This window comes from Halopseudomonas laoshanensis, assembly GCF_008365385.1.
GTDB classification, from domain to species: domain Bacteria; phylum Pseudomonadota; class Gammaproteobacteria; order Pseudomonadales; family Pseudomonadaceae; genus Halopseudomonas; species Halopseudomonas laoshanensis.
Map to the genome: position 1 here is coordinate 566,432 of NZ_QOVF01000002.1, position 21,984 is coordinate 588,415.

General features: G+C 59.5%; 22 protein-coding genes and 1 tRNA gene. 14 read left to right on the top strand and 9 right to left on the bottom strand.

Translation table 11 applies throughout. The features are described from left to right. Nucleotides 1–8: 8 nt before the first annotated feature. Together cysE and DT594_RS09135 are read right to left on the bottom strand one after the other, a co-directional pair. Complete coding sequence (gene cysE, locus DT594_RS09130; RefSeq protein WP_149332387.1) at nt 9–836, bottom strand: serine O-acetyltransferase; 828 nt, start codon at nt 834–836, stop codon at nt 9–11. A 2-nt stretch (nt 837–838) separates the two neighbouring features. Then, on the bottom strand, nt 839–1,618 hold the full coding sequence (locus DT594_RS09135; RefSeq protein ID WP_096345221.1) for an RNA methyltransferase: 780 nt from the start codon (nt 1,616–1,618) through the stop codon (nt 839–841). Nucleotides 1,619–1,765: 147 nt separating this feature from the next. Between DT594_RS09135 and DT594_RS09140 the strand changes: the two genes are divergently transcribed. Then, nucleotides 1,766–2,581 carry an inositol monophosphatase family protein gene (locus DT594_RS09140; RefSeq protein WP_149332388.1) on the top strand — a complete coding sequence of 272 codons (816 nt, stop codon included), beginning with the start codon at nt 1,766–1,768 and terminating at the stop codon, nt 2,579–2,581. A 222-nt stretch (nt 2,582–2,803) separates the two neighbouring features. Here DT594_RS09140 and secF read toward each other — a convergent pair whose 3' ends face one another. The 5 genes from secF to queA are packed head-to-tail and all read right to left on the bottom strand — an operon-like array spanning nt 2,804 to nt 8,224. Beyond that, nucleotides 2,804–3,718: a protein translocase subunit SecF gene (secF, locus tag DT594_RS09145; protein ID WP_149332389.1), complete on the bottom strand. Its 915-nt coding sequence runs from the start codon at nt 3,716–3,718 to the stop codon at nt 2,804–2,806. A 10-nt stretch (nt 3,719–3,728) separates the two neighbouring features. Then, nucleotides 3,729–5,597 carry a protein translocase subunit SecD gene (gene secD / locus DT594_RS09150; protein WP_149332390.1) on the bottom strand — a complete coding sequence of 623 codons (1,869 nt, stop codon included), beginning with the start codon at nt 5,595–5,597 and terminating at the stop codon, nt 3,729–3,731. A gap of 60 nt (nt 5,598–5,657) precedes the next feature. Further along, nucleotides 5,658–5,990: a preprotein translocase subunit YajC gene (yajC, locus tag DT594_RS09155; protein WP_096345224.1), complete on the bottom strand. Its 333-nt coding sequence runs from the start codon at nt 5,988–5,990 to the stop codon at nt 5,658–5,660. Between the two features lie 60 nt (nt 5,991–6,050). Then, nucleotides 6,051–7,169 carry a tRNA guanosine(34) transglycosylase Tgt gene (tgt, locus tag DT594_RS09160; RefSeq protein ID WP_096345288.1) on the bottom strand — a complete coding sequence of 373 codons (1,119 nt, stop codon included), beginning with the start codon at nt 7,167–7,169 and terminating at the stop codon, nt 6,051–6,053. A gap of 5 nt (nt 7,170–7,174) precedes the next feature. Beyond that, the gene (queA, locus tag DT594_RS09165) at nt 7,175–8,224 is read right to left on the bottom strand and encodes a tRNA preQ1(34) S-adenosylmethionine ribosyltransferase-isomerase QueA (protein ID WP_149332391.1); all 1,050 of its coding nucleotides are present in this window, start codon (nt 8,222–8,224) and stop codon (nt 7,175–7,177) included. Nucleotides 8,225–8,372: 148 nt separating this feature from the next. Here queA and DT594_RS09170 point away from each other — a divergent pair. Continuing rightward, nucleotides 8,373–8,459, top strand: a tRNA-Leu gene (locus DT594_RS09170). Between the two features lie 99 nt (nt 8,460–8,558). Here DT594_RS09170 and DT594_RS09175 read toward each other — a convergent pair. Together DT594_RS09175 and DT594_RS09180 are read right to left on the bottom strand one after the other, a co-directional pair. Beyond that, a complete protein-coding gene (locus DT594_RS09175) occupies nt 8,559–10,481 on the bottom strand; it encodes a DUF7844 domain-containing protein (protein ID WP_149332660.1) in 1,923 nt (640 codons plus the stop codon). 111 nt (nt 10,482–10,592) lie between these two features. After that, a complete protein-coding gene (locus DT594_RS09180) occupies nt 10,593–10,913 on the bottom strand; it encodes a DUF2388 domain-containing protein (RefSeq protein WP_149332392.1) in 321 nt (106 codons plus the stop codon). Nucleotides 10,914–11,273: 360 nt separating this feature from the next. Between DT594_RS09180 and DT594_RS09185 the strand changes: the two genes are divergently transcribed. The 12 genes from DT594_RS09185 to DT594_RS09240 are packed head-to-tail and all read left to right on the top strand — an operon-like array spanning nt 11,274 to nt 21,977. Beyond that, the gene (locus DT594_RS09185; RefSeq protein ID WP_149332393.1) at nt 11,274–11,945 is read left to right on the top strand and encodes a beta-ketoacyl synthase chain length factor; all 672 of its coding nucleotides are present in this window, start codon (nt 11,274–11,276) and stop codon (nt 11,943–11,945) included. Further along, on the top strand, nt 11,942–12,766 hold the full coding sequence (locus tag DT594_RS09190; protein ID WP_149332394.1) for a lysophospholipid acyltransferase family protein: 825 nt from the start codon (nt 11,942–11,944) through the stop codon (nt 12,764–12,766). The genes DT594_RS09185 and DT594_RS09190 overlap by 4 nt, the downstream gene beginning before the upstream one ends. Continuing rightward, entirely contained in the window at nt 12,702–12,971 is a 270-nt protein-coding gene (locus DT594_RS09195; protein WP_149332395.1) for a phosphopantetheine-binding protein, read from the top strand. The genes DT594_RS09190 and DT594_RS09195 overlap by 65 nt, the downstream gene beginning before the upstream one ends. Then, the gene (locus DT594_RS09200) at nt 12,961–13,224 is read left to right on the top strand and encodes an acyl carrier protein (RefSeq protein WP_231703242.1); all 264 of its coding nucleotides are present in this window, start codon (nt 12,961–12,963) and stop codon (nt 13,222–13,224) included. The genes DT594_RS09195 and DT594_RS09200 overlap by 11 nt, the downstream gene beginning before the upstream one ends. A gap of 2 nt (nt 13,225–13,226) precedes the next feature. Beyond that, entirely contained in the window at nt 13,227–13,763 is a 537-nt protein-coding gene (locus tag DT594_RS09205) for a COG4648 family protein (RefSeq protein WP_178091489.1), read from the top strand. Continuing rightward, complete coding sequence (locus tag DT594_RS09210; protein WP_149332396.1) at nt 13,760–15,442, top strand: ApeI family dehydratase; 1,683 nt, start codon at nt 13,760–13,762, stop codon at nt 15,440–15,442. The genes DT594_RS09205 and DT594_RS09210 overlap by 4 nt, the downstream gene beginning before the upstream one ends. Next, nucleotides 15,439–16,185: a glycosyltransferase family 2 protein gene (locus DT594_RS09215; protein WP_149332397.1), complete on the top strand. Its 747-nt coding sequence runs from the start codon at nt 15,439–15,441 to the stop codon at nt 16,183–16,185. The genes DT594_RS09210 and DT594_RS09215 overlap by 4 nt, the downstream gene beginning before the upstream one ends. Continuing rightward, on the top strand, nt 16,182–17,123 hold the full coding sequence (locus tag DT594_RS09220; protein ID WP_149332398.1) for a lysophospholipid acyltransferase family protein: 942 nt from the start codon (nt 16,182–16,184) through the stop codon (nt 17,121–17,123). The genes DT594_RS09215 and DT594_RS09220 overlap by 4 nt, the downstream gene beginning before the upstream one ends. Next, nucleotides 17,107–18,669 carry an HAL/PAL/TAL family ammonia-lyase gene (locus DT594_RS09225; RefSeq protein WP_149332399.1) on the top strand — a complete coding sequence of 521 codons (1,563 nt, stop codon included), beginning with the start codon at nt 17,107–17,109 and terminating at the stop codon, nt 18,667–18,669. Before DT594_RS09220 ends, DT594_RS09225 begins: the two co-directional genes overlap by 17 nt. After that, a complete protein-coding gene (locus tag DT594_RS09230; protein ID WP_149332400.1) occupies nt 18,659–19,099 on the top strand; it encodes an acyl-CoA thioesterase in 441 nt (146 codons plus the stop codon). The genes DT594_RS09225 and DT594_RS09230 overlap by 11 nt, the downstream gene beginning before the upstream one ends. After that, the gene (locus DT594_RS09235) at nt 19,096–19,665 is read left to right on the top strand and encodes a LolA-related protein (protein ID WP_149332401.1); all 570 of its coding nucleotides are present in this window, start codon (nt 19,096–19,098) and stop codon (nt 19,663–19,665) included. Before DT594_RS09230 ends, DT594_RS09235 begins: the two co-directional genes overlap by 4 nt. Further along, nucleotides 19,662–21,977 carry an MMPL family transporter gene (locus DT594_RS09240; protein ID WP_149332402.1) on the top strand — a complete coding sequence of 772 codons (2,316 nt, stop codon included), beginning with the start codon at nt 19,662–19,664 and terminating at the stop codon, nt 21,975–21,977. Before DT594_RS09235 ends, DT594_RS09240 begins: the two co-directional genes overlap by 4 nt. The last annotated feature ends 7 nt before the right edge of the window (nt 21,978–21,984 follow it).

Sequence of the window (21,984 nt, forward strand, 5' to 3'; positions counted from 1 at the left end):
CAAATACCTCAGCGTCCGGCGCCCTGATCGGCGTCCGTGGATTCGGCCGGGGTTTTGGTGGCCGCCACATCGGTCTTGAGCAATTCGAAATCGTCCGCATCCAGCGCTGGCAAATCCTTGGCGCAATAATCGCTGCCCAATTCACTCAACGCGCTGCACATACCCTCAAGCCGGCCATCCACCGCATGCAGATGATCGAGCATCTGGCCAATCGCGCGGGCGACCGGGTCCGGCATATCCCGGGTCACACCGTATGCATCAAAGCCAAGCTTCTCGGCCATCGCCTGACGCTTGGCACATTGATCATCCGCAGAGCGATCGGCCTCCTTGAGAATAATGCGCCCCGGGATACCCACCGCAGTAGCACCAGGCGGCACCGCCTTGGTGACCACCGCGTTGGAGCCAATCTTGGCCCCGGCGCCTACGATAAAAGGCCCAAGCACCTTGGCCCCAGCACCCACCACGACGCCATCTTCCAGAGTCGGATGGCGCTTACCCTTATCCCAACTGGTGCCACCCAGGGTCACGCCCTGATACAACGTCACATCATCGCCTATCTCAGCCGTTTCGCCGATGACCACGCCCATGCCGTGATCGATAAAGAATCGCCGCCCCAGACGTGCTCCCGGGTGAATTTCGATACCCGTAGCCCAGCGCGCGAAATTCGACACCATACGCGCTACCAGCCGGGCATTGCGCTGCCATAACCAGTGTGCCAGACGATGCAGCCAGATCGCGTGCAGCCCCGGATAGCAGAACAGCACTTCCAGCGTCGAGCGCGCAGCCGGGTCCCGGTGAAATACGCTGGCGATATCTTCCTTCATGCGCTTGATCATGCTTAACGTCTCCGCTCACCGGCTGATTTCATACCGATGGCTTTCTGGGTTTGGGTCAGGATACCGCGCAGGATATTCATTTCCATACGGTTGATGCCCATGCGCCCGTAAAGGCGACGCAACCGCGGCATCAGGTGTCTTGGTTGTTGAGGGTCAAGGAAGTCGATTTCAACCAGCACCTGCTGCAAATGTACAAAATACTGTTCCATCTCATCGCCGGTGACAGGCATTTCGTTCTGGCTATTGGCCGTTTCGACCTTTTGCTTGCTGGTTGGCTGACCCTGGCGTTGCAAGCTCTGCATGCGCAGCTCATAGCTGAGCACCTGCACCGCCGCGCCAAGGTTCAGTGAACTGAAATCCGGATTGGACGGGATATGCACGTGAAACTGGCAGCGCTGCAACTCCTCGCTGGTCAGGCCGGCGTCTTCGCGACCAAATACCAGGGCCACCTGGCAATCAGGCAACTCAGCGAGCTGGTCGAGCACCTTGTCGGCGGCTTCGCGTGGATCGACCACCGGCCAGGGTATGCGCCGGTCTCGCGCGCTGGTACCCAATACCAGCACGCAGTCAGCCAACGCCTCTTCCAGCGTGGCGACCACTCGAGCATTCTGCAAAATATCATCAGCGCCGGCAGCCCGGGCACTGGCCTGCTGGTCAGGGAAACGTCGCGGATCAACCAGTACCAACTGGCTGACACCCATATTTTTCATGGCCCGCGCTGCGCCACCGATATTACCGGGATGACTGGTATTGACCAGAACCACACGTACATTGTCGAGCACAGAAGACTCCCAAAACAGCGCTGCCCTGAGGCGAGGAACCCAACATCTTACAAAAGCCAAGAAGCAAAGACCATGATGCATTCATGTTCGCCGGCTTATCTGCTACAATTTCCGGCTTTTCACAATCCCCCAAGCAGAGACACCCGTATGCAGCCCATGTTGAACATCGCCCTGCGCGCCGCCCGCGCCGCTGGAGAACTGATCTATCGCTCCGTGGAGCGGCTTGACGTTCTGACCGTCAACGAAAAGGAAGCCAACGATTATGTCAGCGAAGTGGATCGTGCTGCAGAGCAAACCATCATTGCGCAGCTGCGCAAGGCCTTCCCTGATCACGGCATCCACGCCGAGGAATCAGGCTTTCAACCTGGCCAGGGCGAAGGTGCAGACATTGTCTGGATTATCGACCCGCTGGATGGCACCACCAACTTTCTGCGCGGCGTGCCGCACTACGCCGTCAGCATTGCCTGCCGCATTAAAGGCAAAATCGAGCACGCCGTGGTGCTCGACCCGGTCCGTCAGGAAGAATTTACCGCCAGCCGTGGTCGCGGCGCCGCACTGAACGGCAAGCGCCTGCGCGTCAGCTCGCGCAAAACGCTGGATGGCGCGCTGCTGGGTACCGGGTTTCCGTTCCGGGCTGACCAGGTGGAGTCGCTGGACAACTACATGGGCATGTTCAAGAGCCTGGTCGGCCAGACTGCGGGCATCCGCCGTTGTGGTGCAGCCAGTCTGGATCTGGCCTACGTGGCGGCTGGCCGTTACGACGCATTCTGGGAATTCGGCCTGGCCGAATGGGATATGGCCGCAGGTAGCCTGTTGATTCAGGAAGCAGGCGGGCTGGTCAGCGACTTCACCGGCGGCCACCACTTCCTCGACAAGGGCCATCTGGTCGCTGGCAACCCCAAGTGCTTCAAAGCCGTACTGACCGCGATCCAGCCGCACCTGACACCGGTCATGAAGCGCTAACGCGCTTCAGAGCTACAAGCTACAAGCTACAAGCTACAAGCTACAAACTACAAGCTACAAGCTACAAGCTACAAGCTACAAGCAGTTATGATCAGGCCCGCATGCTTGCCAATGCGGGCCTTTTTATTGCTCACAAAAAAGCCCGCACTGGAGTCAGTACGGGCTATTGGTTTTGAACGCTCTTGCCGCTTGAGGCTTGAAGCTTGAAGCGGTAGCTAACCCCTAGGGCCGATCGTCCACCGCCTCTTCGATCTGCGGCGGAATCAGATCTTCGCGGGTCAGGTTCATGGTCATCAACAGACCGTTGGAGACGTAGATCGAAGAATAAGTACCCACCCCGACACCAACAATCAGCGCCAGCGCGAAGCCCTGAATGTTCTCGCCGCCGAAGAAATACAGCGCCAACAGTACCAGCAGTGTAGAGGCGGAGGTGGCCAGAGTCCGTGCCAGTGTCTGCGTGGTAGATACGTTGATGATCTCTTCCAGGTCAGCCTTGCGCATCATCCGCAGATTCTCTCGCACCCGGTCGAATACCACGATGGTGTCGTTCAACGAATAACCGATCACCGCTAACAACGCGGCCAGCACCGTGAGATCGAAGGACAGCCCCAGGATAGAGAAAAAGCCCAGTGTGAAGATCACGTCATGCACCAGCGCAACAATGGCGCCGACCGCAAACTTCATCTGAAAGCGCAGGGAAACGTAGAGCAGAATACCGGCCATAGCCAGCAACATGCCCAGCCCCCCCTTGTCGCGCAGCTCTTCGCCTACCTGTGGGCCGATAAACTCGACCCTTTTGATGCTGACGTCGCTACCGTCTTCGTTCTGTATCAGCCGTGCAATCTGACTACCCAGATCCGGATCATCACTGGCCAGACGAATCAGCACATCAGTCGAAGCACCAAAGTTCTGCACGATGGCGTCATCCCAGCCCTCTTCACGAAGGGTGGCGCGAATAGCTTCCAGATCGGCCGGGCTGGTGTAGTTCAATTCGACCAGCGCCCCGCCAGTGAAATCCAGACCCAGATTCAGCTGCTTGATGGCAAGACTGGCGATTGAGCCAATCATCAGTACAACAGCGACGGCAAAGAAGAACTTGCGCAGCGCCATGAAGTTAATAGTTTTATCGGTAATCATGATGCGCTCCTCACAGCCACAGCTTCTTGATGTCACGTCCGCCGGTGGTCAGGTTGACCATTGCGCGGGTGACCATGATCGCGCTGAACATGGATGTGATGATGCCCAGTGAAAGGGTCACGGCAAAACCTTTGATTGGGCCGGTGCCCATGGCAAACAGGATCACACCCACCAGCAGCGTGGTCAGGTTGCCGTCCACAATGGCCGAAAACGCCTTGTCATAGCCTTCGTGTATCGCCCGTTGTGCGGAGGCGCCAGAGGCCATTTCCTCCTTGATCCGGGAGAAGATCAGCACGTTGGCATCCACCGCCATACCCAGGGTCAAGACGATACCGGCAATACCCGGCAGGGTCAGGGTTGCGCCGAGCAGAGACATCAGCGCCAGCAGCAATACCAGGTTGAAACTCAGGGCGATGCCGGCATAGACGCCGAAACCCTTGTACAGCACGACCATGAACACCAGCACCAGGAGGAAACCTACCTGAGTAGCGGTGATGCCCTTGGCGATGTTCTCTGCGCCCAGGCTTGGCCCAATGGTCCGCTCTTCAACGAAATACATTGGCGCGGCCAAACCACCGGCACGCAGCAGCAAGGCCAATTCTGAAGCTTCACCCGGCGAATCCAGGCCGGTAATCCGGAACTGGTTACCCAGCGTGCTTTGAATGGTCGCCAGGCTGATGATGGCTTTCTCTTCGACGAAGGCCGGAACTTCCACCCTCTGCATTTCGCCATCAACTTCCTGCATAACCTCGCGGGCAATCTGACGCTGCTCGATAAAGATCACTGCCATGCCACGTCCGATGTTATCGCGGGTGGCCCGAGTCATAAGGTCACCACCGTGCCCGTCCAGACCGATATTGACCTGAGGGCGACCGTTTTCATCGAAATTCGACTGGGCGTCAGTCACCTGATCGCCAGTGAGGATAATGCTGCGCTCGACATCCGCAGGTGGGCGCGCGCCGCCTCGGAACTCGAATGATTCCACTGTCGCGCGGGGCGCATTCGGCTCGGCCGCCAGGCGGAACTCAAGGTTCGCCGTCTTGCCCAGGATCCGCTTGGCCTCGGCGGTGTCTTGCACGCCCGGCAGCTCAACTACAATCCGGTTGGCGCCTTGACGCTGTACCAGCGGCTCGGCCACACCCAACTCGTTTACCCGGTTACGCACTGTCGTCAGGTTCTGGCTGATGGCGTATTCGCGAATCTCTGCGAGCTCGGCATCGGTCAGGGTCAAACGCAGCACTTCCAGTTCATCACGCGTGGTGGTGCTCATCTGGAACTGATTATATTCAGCGGAAATCAAGCGTTGAGCGTCATCCAGCTGTTCCGCATCGGTAAAACCGAACTGCAGTACATTGCGCTGATTCGGCATGCTGCGATAGCGCACCCGCTCGCCGCGCAGTAAGTTGCGCAGTTCGCTTTCATACACATTGACCCGCGCCTCGACGGCTTTGTCCATGTCCACTTCCAGCAGGAAGTGCACACCACCGGAAAGATCCAGACCCAGCTTCATTGGACCGGCACCGATATTCATCAACCACTCAGGAGTGGTCGGCGCCAGGTTCTGCGCGACGACAAACTCCTGACCCAGTGCGTCCCGAACCACGTCCTGAGCGCCGAGCTGATCCGAACGATTAATCAGCCGAACCAGACCGGAGCGACCCTGGTCGCCAAGATCCGTGCCTTTGGTGGCAATGTCTGCCTCAGCTAGCGCCGCTTCGATACGGTCCAGATCCTGCTGACCGATGGTTTGAGTAGAGCTGGCGCCGGAGATCTGGATGGCCGGATCATCCGGATACAAATTAGGCATCGCATAGATCAGGCCCAGCACCAGCACGGCCACAATCAGCAGGTATTTCCAGAGGGGATAGCGGTTGAGCATATCAAAGACCGATAACAACCCGGGCGCCTGAAGGCGCCCGGATAAAGTGAGAAGTAAGGATCAAATGGCTTTCAAAGTACCCTTGGGCAATGCTGCCACAACGGAACCTTTCTGGAACTTCAGTTCCTGACCGTCGCCCACTTCCAGCACGATGAACTCGTCAGTGACTTTCTTGACCTTGCCGAGAATCCCGCCACCGGTCACAACTTCATCACCAACTGTCAGGCCGCCGAGCAGGTTTTTGTGCTCTTTGGCGCGTTTGGCCTGGGGACGCCAGATCATCAGATAGAAGATAACCAGGAAACCGACCAGGAAAATCCACTCAAAACCACCACCCATGGGTGCAGCACCTTCGGCAGTCTGGGCCATGGCAGCAGGGATGAAAAAGCTCATGTAATACTCCTAATGATGAGAAACGGCGAAGACGGGTAAATGGGGCTTTCCGAGCGCACGTCAAACCTCCAGTTCAGGTACAGGGAGGCCGATGCGGGCGTAGAAGTCATCCACAAAGGCGCTCAATGTACCTGTTTGAATGGCACCGCGCAAACCAGCCATAACCCGCTGATAGTAGCGAAGGTTATGGATGGTATTGAGCATACTGCCGAGCATCTCGTCGCATTTATCCAGATGATGCAGGTAAGCCCGGGAAAAATTCAGACAGGTGTAACAATCACAGGTCGGATCCAGCGTGCTGGTGTCATGCCGATGGACGGCGTTACGGATCTTGATCACGCCACTATCGACGAACAGGTAACCGTTGCGGGCATTGCGCGTGGGCATAACACAATCGAACATATCGACACCGCGACGAACCCCTTCCACCAGATCCTGCGGTTTGCCCACGCCCATCAGGTAGCGCGGCTTATCCGCGGGCATGTGCCCGGGCAAATAATCCAGCACCTTGATCATTTCTTCTTTCGGCTCGCCCACCGACAGCCCACCAATCGCCAACCCGTCGAAGCCGATTTCATTCAGCCCTTCAAGCGAGCGCAGTCGCAGGTTTTCATGCATACCGCCCTGCACGATACCGAACAGCGCCGAGGGATTATCGCCATGCGCGTCCTTGGAGCGCTTGGCCCACCGCAGGGACAGCTCCATAGACTTGCGCGCGGTATCTTCGTCGGCCGGGTAAGGCGTACATTCATCGAAGATCATCACGATGTCCGAGCCCAGATCCCGCTGCACCTGCATCGATTCTTCCGGGCCCATGAATACCTTGGCGCCATCCACCGGCGAGGAGAAATACACGCCCTCCTCCTTGATCTTGCGCATCGCGCCCAGACTGAACACCTGGAAACCACCGGAGTCAGTGAGTATCGGCCCTTGCCATTGCATGAAGTCATGCAGGTCGCCGTGAGCCTTGATCACTTCCGTGCCGGGCCGCAGCCACAGGTGAAAAGTGTTGCCCAGCACGATCTGCGCGCCGATGGCTTCTACATCCCGCGGCAACATGCCCTTTACCGTGCCGTAGGTGCCCACTGGCATAAAGGCCGGGGTTTCCACCACGCCGCGCGGAAAGGTCAGCCGACCGCGACGGGCCTTGCCGTCAGTGGCCAGCAGTTCGAAACTCATGTGACTCATGCTGCATCCTCGGGGCCGGCCGCAGCCGGATTGCGGGTGATGAACATCGCATCACCGTAACTGAAAAAGCGGTATTCATTGTCGACCGCGGCGCGGTAGGCAGCCATGGTTTCGGCATAACCGGCAAAGGCAGAGACCAGCATCAATAACGTGGACTCCGGGAGGTGAAAATTGGTTACCAGTGCATCGACCACATGAAAGGGCCGCCCAGGATAGATGAAGATATTGGTATCGCCGGCAAAAGGCTCGATTTCACCCGAGCGTGCGGCTGTCTCCAGCGAGCGTACGCTGGTAGTACCCACAGCCACTACTCTGCCGCCACGTGCCTTGCAGGCGCGCACCGCGTCGACCACGGATTGACCGACCTCCAGCCACTCGCTGTGCATGTGATGATCTTCAATACGCTCGACCCGCACCGGCTGAAAAGTGCCAGCGCCAACGTGCAAAGTGACCTGCGCGGTCTCCACGCCCTGATCGGCAATCGCCTGCAGTAACGCCTGATCAAAATGTAACCCCGCCGTGGGCGCAGCTACCGCACCGGCTCGGGCGGCATAAACAGTCTGATAACGCTCACGGTCGGACGCCTCGTCGGCGCGATCGATATAGGGCGGCAGCGGCATATGGCCGATGCGTTCCAGTAACGGCAGCACGTCCTCGGCGAACTCCAGCTCAAACAGCGCGTCGTGACGCGCCAGCATGGTCGCCAGCGTGCCGTCGTCCAGGACAATCCGGCTACCGGGTTTGGGCGATTTGCTGCTACGCACATGCGCCAGTACACGGCGGCCATCCAGTACGCGTTCGACCAGAATCTCCAACTGCCCGCCGCTTTCCTTGCGCCCGAACAACCGCGCGGGGATGACCCGAGTGTTGTTGAACACCATCAGATCGCCCGGCCGCAGATAATCCAGCAGATCGGCAAAGTGCCGGTGCTCAAGCGAGCCGCTGGGGCCATCCAGGCACAACAGCCGGCTGGCCCGGCGCTCGGCCAGGGGATGACGGGCAATCAGCCGGTCGGGTAATTCAAACTGGAAATCACTGACACGCATGCAGGCGGCGGTTCCGGAAGGTAAAAAGGTGGCATATGGTAGCGGAAATGCGCGGGTCGAGCCAAAGAAAGCGCTCTTATTCACTCAGCAGCATTGACCGAACAGCCTGGGGATTCGTATACTCCGCGCCGTCTGTTGGAAAGCACAGGCCTCGATGGCGGAATTGGTAGACGCGGCGGATTCAAAATCCGTTTCTGGTGACAGAGTGGGAGTTCGATTCTCCCTCGAGGCACCATCTGATCTTTTCAGGTGGTATCAGCAAGACCCATAACACCCCGAAAAGCCCGCCTTGAGCGGGTTTTTTATTGCCCGCGCTAAAACCGGGGTACTCGCATTAAGGCAACACCAGCCCGCCAGACTCATGATGCAATTGGCGCAACCGCGCGCCCAATTGAGTGATATTTTGCTGGTTGGCTTCTACCGCGCTGCGGTGCTCAACACTGATCATCTCAAGAGCACGCTCATCCAACAAAACCGCCAGCCCGTGCAACCCCTGCTGACGCTCGTCAGTGATCTGCTTCAACTCCTGCCTTTCCTGGTGCTGCGGCAGACCATAGCCGGTGTTTAACAATTCTGCGGGACGACTGAGAAAGCCACTTTCTCGCAGCAACTCGCTCATAAGCTCCCCGGTCTCGTTTAAAGCGGCATCGTCCATGCGCCGGCCGGACACATAGCGGTCCTTCAACTCGTGCTTGATCAACAATATCTGGCGCCTCAGCGCCGCTTGCTCCAGCAGCAGGAGGGCCGCAGCAGTGCGATAGTTCGCACGATTAAACCAGGACTGCCGCTCCTGCGGGGCTAACCCAAGCCAATCCTCAACCTGTTGCTGCGGCAGATCCAAGCGTTCGCGCGCCAAGCTGAACATCAATTGATAACGTTCACGGTAGGAATCAAAGTAATAGCCCTGACGCAGGGCTTCAGCCTGATCCTGCACGACTGAGCCGTCCAACAGACCTGCATGTTGGAGCAGCGCCCGCAGCCCGGTAGGGGTGACTGTTTCCATGCGGCGAATATCAAGCCGATCGGTGCCGCTACGTAACAACTTCAGCGTCTCAACGGCGCAGTTGTTGCTGACGAAGTAATAGGTGCCGTCGTAACCCCAGTGCATCTCGGCGGCACGCTGAACCAGGCTGATCTGCTGCTCACGGGTCAAGCGCAGGGGCAGAGATTGCAACGACCGCAACTCCACCTTGGTGTATTCATCCACTACCTGACTCAATGGCAGCATGAACAACCGCGACGGATAAGCCCCTGTCAGACCATCCCAACTGGATAACTGAACGTCATCAACGAAAGCACGGAAAGACAGGACCAGATGATGTTCCAGATCCATCAGGCATTCAGGCCCCAGCTCTCGCCCGGGCGCGCACATGACCACCCGCAGCATGCTGTGCCCCCAGCGGCTGACCAAGGCGCCATCCGGTTCGGCCAGCAGGTAATGCACCTGGTAGATGCGCTCTGGATCGAGCTGCCCCAAAGCCGGCCGATTGAGATCCATGCCGCCATTGACATAAGACAAGCCTGGAGCACAGTCCGCTGAATCGCCGGGCGCCCAGCCAAAGTGTTCGGTGAAAAAATCATGCAACGCCGGCCGCCGGCAGCGATATTCGGGATCAAGCAGAAAATATTCAAGATTGACCGCAACAAACTCGCGCGGATTGCTCAGCTCATAGGCATCCGGCGTGCGCAGGTACTGATCGTTCTGCCGCTCCACTTTTCCTCGACCACCGATACGCGCAGGCCAGCCGGCTAGCTCAAGCAGCCTGGGGTCGTCACTGAGGGTAAATTGCCGCTGAGAGTTGCCCTGACAGGCTACGGGTAACCCAACCGGGCCAAGACTGCTGTGCTGCTGGCCGCAAAAGCGCGCTTGCCTACGCTCTTCTTCATCCCAGAACTGCCCGCGATCATAAAAGTGCGCGAGCTCGTGTATCAGTGTCGCCTGCAGTTCTCGCTCCAGCGTGTCGTGCTGACGGCCCGCTGGCAGCGCCTGATCATCCGCCTGCACGAGTGCATCGAGCCAACGCTGATTGAGCAATATTTGACCGTCAAAACCCGCTCGACCCATGACGCTCTCTGGCAGACCAGACGACCAGCGCACATTAATCTTGCGGTCCAGCTGTGCCACCAACTGAGGTGGTAATGCCTTCAGCGCGGCGTCAAGCAGCTGCCGGGCCGCCTGGAGCTGCTCAGCGCTCAATTCAGCCTTATCCAAGTGCACAGTCAGCGCCGAATGGGCGACAGGGGCCCATAGCAACATCGCCAGGCTAGTCGCAATGACCCACAAGGCAACTCCCCGCCAGAGGGCGGGGCGTGTATCACAGAACAATGGAGCTGGCGCCCTGATCAGACTGGGCGTCTAGGGCTGTAATCACAATGCAAGAATGGCCTCGGCCAGTTGCATATCGCTGGCTTGCAGCTCTGGCATCTGGTGGCGAATATGGCCCAGCGCCGCTTCCAGATTGACGCCGCGCAGATCACCGTTGCTACCAACGAAGCTGGCTGCATCTTCACGAGCCTGCAATACGACCTTGTCTGAACCGAAAGTGGAGGCAGTGCTGTCACCTAAGGCGTTAGCCGTATTGGCCAGGATGGAGCCTATCGCGTTGGTCGTGCCAACAAAGCTGGAGGCGGAGGCCACCGCAGAAAAACCGATCAAACCAGCAGCAAGAACTACAGAACGAATTTTCATGAAAACTCCTTAATAAAGATCAAGCCCGCTTATTACGGACCAACTCACCGATTGTTTATCGGTTTACTCGCCACCAGTCTAGCCTGCATACCATGCCACCGGCGATCAATTTGACGTTGCCCAAATATCTGGTCCGGCAAGCAGGCTTCGATAACAACCCACAGCCTGCCCCCGGTTATTGAATCTGACTTTGCTTGCACCTTAAAGTTCTGAGTTACAAGGCAGATTTATGCGCGGTAAATGACCCACTCAATCTGCCCGGAAGATTATGACAAAATGTAATAACGGCCGACTGGCCATCGCGAACCTGAACCAGTTAAACTTGGCGACCTTTTGCCGCCACCAGAAGTAGTATCACGGATGAGCCAATTTCTTCATCTTGAGGACTGGGTAGGCTGGAGCGCCTCCGAACAGTACCTGCCAGCAGACCCAGCGCACAACCTGGAAGCGCGAAGCGGGACTCCTCTGTTGCCTGCCATGCTCAGACGCCGCCTGGACAAAGCCGGCAGAGCAGTCTGTGAGATCCTGGCACTACTCGACGATGCTGGCGATTGTCCGATTATTTACGCATCTCGCCACGGTGATGTTACAGGTTCGCTGGAGATGCTGACCTCCCTGGCTGAAGGGGAAGCGCTCTCACCCGCACGCTTTTCCATGTCGGTGCACAATGCGGTGATGGGCGTCTATTCCATAGCGCGTAAACATCACAGTCCGATACAAGCGCTGGGCGCTACGGGAGACGAGTTTGAAGCCTTGATGTGCGAAGCTCTCGGATACCTTGCAACCGGCCATAGCAGAGTGATTGTGGTATTTTCCGAAGGCGAGATGCCCTCCGAGTATGCTGACTTTGCCGAGTCTGGCGAATGCCCTGGCGTCGTAGGCCTGCGGTTAACAGCAAGCCGCGGCCAGCGCCTGATTTGCAGCCCCGGCACCCAGCCATCCCGACCCACGCCACTCGACATCATCGCTTGGCTAGGTACACCTGACGCATTGCTGACAGCCCGGCAATGCTGGCGTTTGGAGACAAAGTGACGTTAGATCAGTGGCGACGCGGAGCAGGCACTGCCCTTTCCTTCACCACCTTCGGGCTGGGGGGCGTGATAATTGGTGTGGTCATCGCGCCGCTACTGTTTGTGCTGGTACCTGCTACCGAATTGCGACGTCGCTGGATGCGACGCTTGATCCAGCTGGCCTTCCGCGCCTTTATCGGCTTGATGCGCAGTGTGGGCGTGCTCAGATATGAGATGGAAAACATCGATTTGCTGCAGCGACCAGGACTGCTGATCCTGGCCAATCATCCGTCCCTCATCGATGTGATTTTCCTTGTAGCCTATACCCGACACGCAGATTGCATCGTCAATGGTGCCCTGGCGCACAACCCCTTTACCCGCGGCCCGATCAAGGCAGCCGGCTATATCACCAATAAAGACCCCGAGACGGTGCTAGCGGCGGCGAAGGCGAGCATGGCTCGGGGCAACTCGCTGATCCTGTTTCCCGAAGGCACCCGTACCGCGCCCGGGGGCCAGGTACACTGCCGCCGCGGCGGCGCCAATATCGCTCTGCGCACAGGCACGTCAATTACGCCGGTGCTGATTCTCTGTGAGCCGGTTACCCTGACCAAGGGCGAACCCTGGTATCACATCCCGGAAAAACAGATCCATATAAAGCTGAAGGTGATGGAAGATCTTCGCGTTGAGCAGGATGAACAAAAGCCGCCCAGACAGCAGGCCGTAGAACTGACCCGCTGGCTTAACGATTATTTCAACAAAGAACTGGAGCAGTTCCGCCATGAGCGAGACACAAGACCTGTCGCTGGAAATAAAGCACATGATTATCGACACTCTGGAGCTTGAGGACGTCACCCCGGACGATATTGATCCGCAAGCCCCACTGTTCGGTGAAGGGCTTGGCCTTGATTCGATAGATGCACTGGAGTTAGGCCTGGCCCTGCAAAAGCGCTATGGCATCAAACTGGATGCGGAAGCCGAAGATACCCGCAGCCACTTTGCCAGCCTGAATGCACTCACTGCACTCGTGGAGGCCCGCCGTGTCAACTGAAGCAAGCTATTCCAACCAATCCATATTCGATTTCCTGCGCGGCACCCTGGTCGAGCTGTTTGAGATCGACCCCAGCGCCATCCGTCCCGACGCACGCCTGTACGAAGACCTGGATATCGACAGCATCGACGCCGTGGATATGGTCGTCGAGCTCAAGCGGTTTACCGGTCGGCGCATCAATCCGGACGATTTCAAAGCCGTGCGCACGGTAGATGACGTGGTCAATGCCGTCGCCCGACTGATGCAGCAGTAGTCATGCACGCAGGTTTGAAAAAAGCGCTGGGCGGGCTGGCCATTCTGGCGTGGCCGCTGGCGATCTACCTGCTGCACGACTCAGTCGGCAGCTGGCCGCTGCTGATCGTCGGCGCCCTGCTGTTGGTCTGGCGGGTACCCCAGGCGCGCTATCTTGCACTGGTCGCGGCAGCGGCGCTGATAGTCCTGGGCCTGTTCAGCCGCGCCGAGTTTGGCATGCGCGCTTATCCGGTCGCGGTCAATACCCTGATGTTTTGCCTGTTCTTCGCCAGCTTGCTGAAGGGGCAACCCATGATCGAGCAACTGGCTCGATTGCGGGAGCCGGATCTGTCTGCCGAGGGCGTGCGCTACACCCGGAAGGTGACCTGGGCCTGGTGCGGCTTCTTCGTCATCAATGGCGGCATTGCCACTTGGACGGTCCTGTATGCGGACCTGGCTACCTGGGCGCTGTATAACGGCCTGATCAGCTATGTGCTGATGGGCCTGATGTTTGCCGGAGAGTGGCTGATTCGGCGGCGCGTACGCAGGATAGCAGTATGAGCTTCCTGCCACTCAGCGCCTTGCCCTGGCGCCGAGCAAAAACCACAACGACCCTGCCGGATCACTGGGTGCACAGTGATGCTCTGGCGGCAGCAACAGATCGCTGGCGGAACTGGCTGGCAGACCAGCCAGGGGGCGCTTGGCTTTTATGCGAGCGTGACCCGCTGACCTTCAGCAGTGCTTTGCTCGCGCTCTGGGAAACCGGCCGGGTAGCGGTGTTATCAGCCGATGATCGGCCGGAAACACTGGCGCGAATACACAGCAGCATAGATGGACGTATTCCGCATTCCCCCGGGCCGGCTATCGCGCAACATCTGCCGCAAGTGCCCAGTCACCTGGACAATCAGCGCAGGGCATTGGTGCTGTTTACTTCAGGCAGCAGCGGTGAGCCGCTGGCGCTGGCAAAAACATTCCAGCAACTGGATGAAGAGCTCCGCGTGCACGCCCAGCTGTGGCCGCTGGACGAATCAGCCGGGGTGATCTCCCAGGTCAGTCACCAGCATATTTATGGATTGCTCACCGGGGTGTTGCATCCACTGTGCAGCGGGCGGCCATTTTGCAGCAAGGACTGCCATTTCCCCGAGGTATTGGCCCAACGGCTGGCCGAAGCCGGCGCAGCGCAATTGCAGGTGACCCTGGTCAGCTCGCCACCCCAGCTATCGCGTCTGCCCGCTCACACGCCATGGCCAGAGCCAGGCAGGCTGTCGCGCATACTGTCATCCGGCGCACCGCTGGCGCAGGAGCACGCCGCGCATGCCGAACAGCTGCTGAAAGCGCCGGTGATCGAAATTTATGGCAGCACCGAAACCGGCGGCATTGCCTGGCGGCGTCAACAGTCCGAGCTGCAATGGACGCCTCTGCCCGGCGTCAACGTTCGCGTCGATGACGGCTGTCTGGCACTCACCTCACCCTTTCTTGAGTCACCGCACACCTGGTGGCGACACCCGGACAGGGTCTCGCTGACTGACAAGGGCTTTATGCTGATGGGCCGGGAAGATCGGCTGGTGAAAGTGGCTGGCAAACGCCTGTCCCTGGACCAAATGGAAAGCGTGCTGCAATCCGTGAACGGCATTCAAGCAGCGCGCTGCGTCGAACTCGGCCGCCCTGACGGTCGACTTGGCGCGGTTATCAAGGTCTCGGCAAAGGCGCCGCAGGACCATGAAGCTCGACGCCAGCTGATTCAACAGGTGCGCACAGCTCTGGCGGCGCACTTCGAAACCGTGACCCTGCCCCGCTACTGGCGGTTTGTGGAAGAGCTACCCAGCAATGCACAGGGTAAACTGGACCGCGGGCTGATCCAGCGATTGTTCAACGACATAGATGATCACAAGAGCCCGCGCTGGCTGGCGGAAACCATGATCAGCCAGGATGTGCGGATGCTCACGCTTGAGGTACCCGAGAAGCTGATCTACCTCGACGGGCATTTTGATCGATTCCCCCTGGTGCCCGGCGTGGTCCTGGTCCAATGGGCAATGCTGTTGGCCCAGCAGGCATTTGGCGAGCGTGCAGGCTTTCACGGCATTGACCAATTGAAATTTCAGCGGCCACTGCGCTCCGGTATGCGCTTCCACCTGGAGCTAACCAGGCGTGAAAACGGCATTGGCTTTGTGTACAAGTCCGCGGAAGGGCAGCATGCCGGCGGTCGTATCCGACTCGCCGCGCTGGATGTGCAGCCTTGAACGCATTGAAGATATGCGTCCTTATTCCGGTCTATAACCACCCGGACAGCATCACGGCGGTCGTCGAGCAAATGCGTTCTCTGCAGCTACCCATCCTGCTGATCGACGATGGCAGCGACAGTCGTTGTGCCGCGGTGCTCGACCAGTTGGCCAGCCAGCAGTGCCATCTGCTGCGTCTGCCCTGTAACCAAGGCAAGGGCGCGGCAGTACGCGCCGGGTTGGCGGAAGCTGGCCGACTGGGGTTTACTCATGCGTTGCAGATCGACGCTGATGGTCAGCACGCCCCGGATGATCTGCCAGCGTTCATTCAGCAACTCGCCAGTACGCCCCGAGCGCTGGTGATCGGCTACCCGCGTTATGACCAGAGCGTGTCGCCGATTCGCTTTTATGGTCGCTACGCCACTCACATCTGGGTCTGGATCAACACGCTCTCGCTGGATATCCGCGATTCCATGTGTGGCGCGCGACTCTATCCCGTGGCTGCCGTCAATCAGTTGCTGGCCAAAACCCCCTGTGGCAACCGCATGGCCTTTGACACCGAAATACTGGTGCGCTGGCACTGGGCCGGCGGGGCGGTTGCCAACCTTCCCGTGCGCGTACATTACCCGCTGGACGGGGTCAGCCACTTTCAGCTCTGGCGCGATAACGCACTGATCAGCGCCATGCATGCGCGGTTGTTTTTCGGCATGCTGGTGCGCTTGCCGTGGTTACTGCACCAGCGTTTCAAGCGCAGCGCAGCATGAGTACACACTGGGCGAAAATCGGCGAGAGCGGCACCATTGTTGGCATGCAGATCATGGTCTTTGTGCAGCGGCGGCTAGGCCGGTGGCCCTTCCAGATCGTGCTCTGGCCGGTCATTCTGTGGTATTTCCTCACACAGAGGACCGCTCGACAGGCTTCGCAACGCTACCTGGTGCGCCTTGATCCGCAACTGGCCCACCAACCTGCGGCACGCTGGTGGCGCAGCTACCGGCATTTTCTCAGCTTTGGTAGTGCGCTGATGGACAAGGTCGAGGCCTGGAGCGGCGCAATTGCCAAGCAGCGTCTGCGTGGTGACGGCTTTGACCGCTTTAGCTCCAGCATTGCGCAGGGGCGTGGCGGCATCGTTCTGGTAGCCCATCACGGCAACCTGGATATCGCCAACTCGCTGGCCCGCTACCATCCCGCTCTGGATATGACGGTGCTGATGCACACGCGCAATGCCGGCAAATTCAACCTGATGCTGGAAAAGGTCACCGGTCAGGCGCGGCCCGACATACTTGAGGTGACGGAAATCACCCCCGCTACCGCGCAGGAGATGGCCGAACGCATCAGCCGCGGTGGATTCATCGTGATTGCCGCCGATCGTATCCCGGTGTCCGGCGAACGGATGCGCGCGCTATCTTTTCTCGGCGATCAGGCACTCTTCCCCGAAGGCCCCTTTCTGCTCGCCGCATTGCTCAAGTGCCCGGTGTACCTGCTGAGTTGTGTGCGCGACGGCAATCACTTCCAGATCGACTTCACGCCTTTCGATGATACCTGCGCCTTGCCGCGCAAAGAGCGCGAAGCCTGGATTGGCCGCGCGATGCAGCGCTACGCCGACACGCTGGCGGTCACCGTCCGCCGCCATCCGCTGCAATGGTTTAACTTCTACCCCTTCTGGCTGAAAGATAGTGGACACCCCAATGACGATATTGCCTGATCCCCAGACTACAAGCGCCGTGTTGATTCTCGACGGCTCAGAGGTCAGCCTGGAGCAAGTGCAAGCGGTTGCCGAAGGCCGCTGCCAGGTGGTGCTGTCATCCGCGCCAGCCTTCCTGGAACGCATCACGCGCGGCAGCGCCTTCCTCGAAAGACTGCTGGCTGAAGATGGCGTCATCTATGGCGTGACTACCGGCTATGGCGACTCCTGCACCCGGCTTGTACCCAGCGCCAACATGGAAGACCTGCCGCGCCAGTTGTACACCTTTCACGGCTGCGGGCTCGGTGAAGTACTCTCGCACGAGGCAGCACGCGCCGTGGTGATGGTGCGCCTGGTATCGCTGTGCCGCGGCTATTCCGGCGTGTGCGTGGAACTGCTCGAGCGCCTGGTGTGGCTGTTGCAGCACGACGTCATGCCAGTAATTCCAGAGGAAGGCTCGGTTGGCGCCAGCGGCGACCTGACGCCTCTTTCGTATCTGGCCGCAGTACTCTGTGGCGAACGCGAAGTGCTGGTCGGCGGCGAGCGGCGGCCCACTGCCGAGGTGTTCGCCGAGTTAGGGCAAACGCCTTACCGCCTCAAGCCCAAGGAAGGCCTGGCGCTGATGAACGGCACTGCGGTGATGACGGCGCTGAGCGTGCTGGCTTTCACCCGCTGCAGCTACCTGACGCAACTGGCCTCGCGGATTACTGCCATGGCCGTGTATGCACTGGACGGCAACCCCTACCATTTCGACGCGGATCTGTTTGCTGCCAAGCCACACCCGGGGCAAAACCGTGTGGCTGCGCGCATACGCGCTGATCTGCACGCAGCCAGCACGCCTCGCAATTCCGCTCGGCTGCAGGACCGCTATTCCACCCGCTGCGCACCCCACGTGATCGGCGTAGTGGAAGACGCGCTGCCCTGGTGGCGCCAGTTTCTGGAAACCGAACTGAATAGCGCGAACGACAATCCGCTGATTGATGCCGAGCAAGAGAAAGTCATGCACGGAGGGCATTTCTATGGCGGCCATATCGCCTTCGCGATGGACAGCATGAAGCAGGCCTGTGCCAATATCGCCGACCTGCTCGATCGCCAACTGGCGCAACTGGTCGACGTGCGCTTCAACCACGGTCTGCCAAGCAATCTCAGCGGTGCAAGCCCCGAGCGCGCAGCGCTCAACCATGGTTACAAGGCAGTGCAGATCGGCGCCTCGGCCTGGACCGCAGAAGCGCTCAAACTGACCATGCCGGCCAGCGTGTTTTCGCGCTCCACCGAATGCCACAATCAGGACAAGGTGAGCATGGGCACCATCGCCGCCCGCGATGCGCTTCGCGTGCTCACTTTGGTAGAGCAGGTCGCCGCGGCCTCGTTGCACGCAGCCTGTCAGGGCGTGGAGCTGCGCAGCCAATTGCAGGACACCGCACCGCCGCCTGCCGATTTACAATCCTTTGTGCACCAGTGCCGCACGCATTTTCCTCCGTTAGCCGAGGACCGCGCCCTGGAGCGCGAGTTGCGTCTGCTCTGTGATCTTATTCGCCAACGTTGCTGGAACCTCTATGACGCCTGACCAAAGACCCTTACCCGTTTGCGAAATCGACATGACCATCCCTTTCCACGATGTGGATATGATGCAGATCGTTTGGCACGGACATTATGTGCGCTACCTCGAGATCGCCCGCTGCGCGCTGCTGGATCGGATCAATTACAACTATATGGAAATGCGCGCATCCGGCTTTGCCTGGCCGGTGATCGACTTGCGCCTGCGTTACGCCGCACCGCTGGCGTTTACTCAGAAAATCATCATCGAAGCCAGACTGGTCGAGTGGGAGCATCGCCTCAAGATCGATTACACCATTCGCGACGCGGCCACGCGCAAACGCCTGACCCGTGCCTGGAGCGTGCAGGTCGCCGTCGGCATCGAGGATATGGAAATGCGCCTGGCTTCGCCGCAGATTCTGATCGACCGGTTGCTGGCCTGGCAGGACACTGCCGCATGACGACTTTTACCCATCGCTGCGCGCACCCCGCGATCCTGTTCGCCTGCAGCATCATGGTCGCCACGATGGCCCAGGCCGCACCGGATGCCGCGGCTTTGAGTCGGCAACTGGCGCAACACAGCCCTGAGTGCGGCACTTTTCAGCAGAACCGCTGGCTTGCCGACTTCGAGCTGGATTTGCCCAGCAGCGGAAGCTTTCAGCGTCTGGACCAGGCGCTCATCTGGCGCACGGAAACACCGGTCCGCACCGAGATCCTCCTGAGCCAGGACAATGCCGAACTCCCTCCCGGCTATCGGATGCTGCTACCGGTGATGACCGCATTGCTTGAGGGCGACTGGCAGCGTTTGCAGGACCACTTCCAGATAGTCACCGATGGTGAACTTTCAAGCTGGGCTGCCAAGCTCACACCCCTGGATAGCCGCGTGGCGGCGACCCTGCCCTCGATTCAGGTAAAAGGTGGCCAGCAACTCCAACACATCGCCATGGCCTTCGCTGACGGCGATCGCCTGAATATCGAACTGACCCCGGCCACCTGCGAGCCGGACCCAGCGCCGCAGGCACCATGAGCAAAAGCACCCAGAGCGACTTGCAGGCCAGCCCGGCAGAACGCGCAGGTGCCTGGTTGTGGGCCAGTATTCTGCTGGCCTGTGCTCTCTTGCTCGGCATTCAGATCACTACCGGTTCAGCCTGGGACACGCGCATCACCAGTCTGTTACCGGATAGCCCCCAGACGATATTGGTCGAGCAGGCCGAGGGCCAACTGACCAGCGCGTTCGAAAACCGTTTGATCATCCTGGTGGGTGGCGACGCCTCCGCAGACCAGGCCAGCCAGTTGCTGCAACAGCTGCGCACCAACCGAGTTTTGCAGCCTGCCCCGGCGGAACAACTAGCGCCGCCCAATGCCGGACTGTCAGCGCAACGCTACCATCTGCTGGCCAAATCCCTGGCCGATGCTGATGCGCAAACCTGGGCTGATCGGGCCATCAGCCGCCTGTATACCCCGGGGCTAGAGAGCGAGCTGCGAAACGATCCATTCGGCTTGCTCGACGCCTGGATCAATCAGCAATTGGGGCCTTTGCAACTGACCGGTGAATTCCCTGCATTCCGCCAGAACGGCAAGTCGTGGTTGATGGTCTTCGGCCTGCTGACCGGCAGCCCTTATGATCTGCAGTTGCAGCAACGGCTCGGCGCTAGCCTGGAAGCCTTCCAGACCAGCTATCCCGACACACCGCTGCTACGTGCCGGGCTGGTTTTTCACGCCGCTGCCGGCGCCTCGCAGGCTCGCCAGGAAATATCCAGCATCGGCCTAGGCTCATTGCTGGGCATCCTCGCGCTACTGTGGCTGGTGTTCCGCCATGTTCGTACATTACTCAGCCTGCTGGTGCCCCTGGCATGCGGGCTGTTGTTTGCGTTGCCTTTAACCTGGCTGATTTTTGGCACGCTGAATCTGCTGACGCTGGCTTTCGGCGCCAGCCTGATTGGCGTCGCCATCGACTACGCATTGCACCTGCAATGCGCGCGCAGCCTGAATCCCGAGCGACCCTTGTCGCGGCTCTGGCCGGCCCTTGCCCTGGGGCTGCTATCCAGCTTGGCGGCTTACCTGGTGCAGCTAGCGACCCCACTGCCGGGTCTGCGGCAGATGGCGACCTTTGCGCTCCTGGGATTGCTTGGCTCCTGGATCACCGTGCGGCTCTGGCTACCCCGGCTCTCAGTGCAGCATCACCCCGCGACCCTGCGCCTGGCCAACAACCTGGCTCTGTTGCAGTTGCCCGCCGGCGCGCGCTATCCGTGGGAGATACTGGCCGCGCTGGCTTTTCTCTCGGCAGCGCTGATACTTACCGGGTTGAAGGGTAGCAATGACCTGCGGCAGCTCAATACCTCACCCGTCGAGTTGATCAACGAACAGCAAAAGGTTCAGGCCATGGTCGGCGGACCCAGTGGCCGGCGCTACCTGCTGGTCAGTGCGCCGGATCAAACCGCTGTGCTGGAAAAACTCGAACAGCTGGACACCGTGCTCGCCGATCTGGCCGCCAACGGCACACTCGACTACTACCGGCATATCGCCCAGGCGGTCCCGTCCGCCACCACCCAGCAGGACAATCTTCAGCTGATCAAACAACGCTACGTGAGCGCATTGCCACTGTTTGTCAGCCAGGCCGGGCTTGCGCCTGCCATGGCCGAACAGATGATGCAGGCCAACGAGCAAGCTCACCCCCTGACTATTGAACAGTGGTTGGCGTCGCCGCTGGGCCAGCGTGATCAGGCGTTGTGGATTGCGTCCACGGCGGAGACCACACCAGCGGCGATCATCGCGCTGGGCGACATGGATTCGGCGGCGCTGGGCCAGATTCAACAGTTGGCGCAACAGGATGGCGTAGTGTTTCAGGATACGCTGGAGCGGCTCAGCCAGCAGTTCAGCCATCTGCGCAACACCATCGCGCTCTGGCTGGCCGCTGCGGTCCTCGGCCTGACCCTGGTGTTTGCCTGGCGTTATCGCACGGCAGCCTGGCGCGTCCTCTTGCCGCCGGTAGGCGCGGTGCTTCTGACCCTGGGCATTTTTGCTGCCGGGTCTACCGGTCTCACGCTATTCCACCTGCTGGGTTTACTCCTGGTACTGGGCATTGGCCTGGACGCTGGCATCTTCAGCGTCGAGCACGCAGACAGCCGCGCAGCCTGGCTGGCGGTAACCTTGTCCTGCAGCTCCAGCCTGCTGGCGTTCGGATTACTGGCACTCAGCAGTACCCCAGCCTTGGCGCAGATGGGCACTACCTGCCTGATTGGCCTGACCTGCACCTGGCTGTTGGTACCTTTCGCCAGGGCCGGCGGAACGCTGGCGCATTTACCCGATCGTTCATCAGCACATTCATCCACCCTTTGACAGGAAA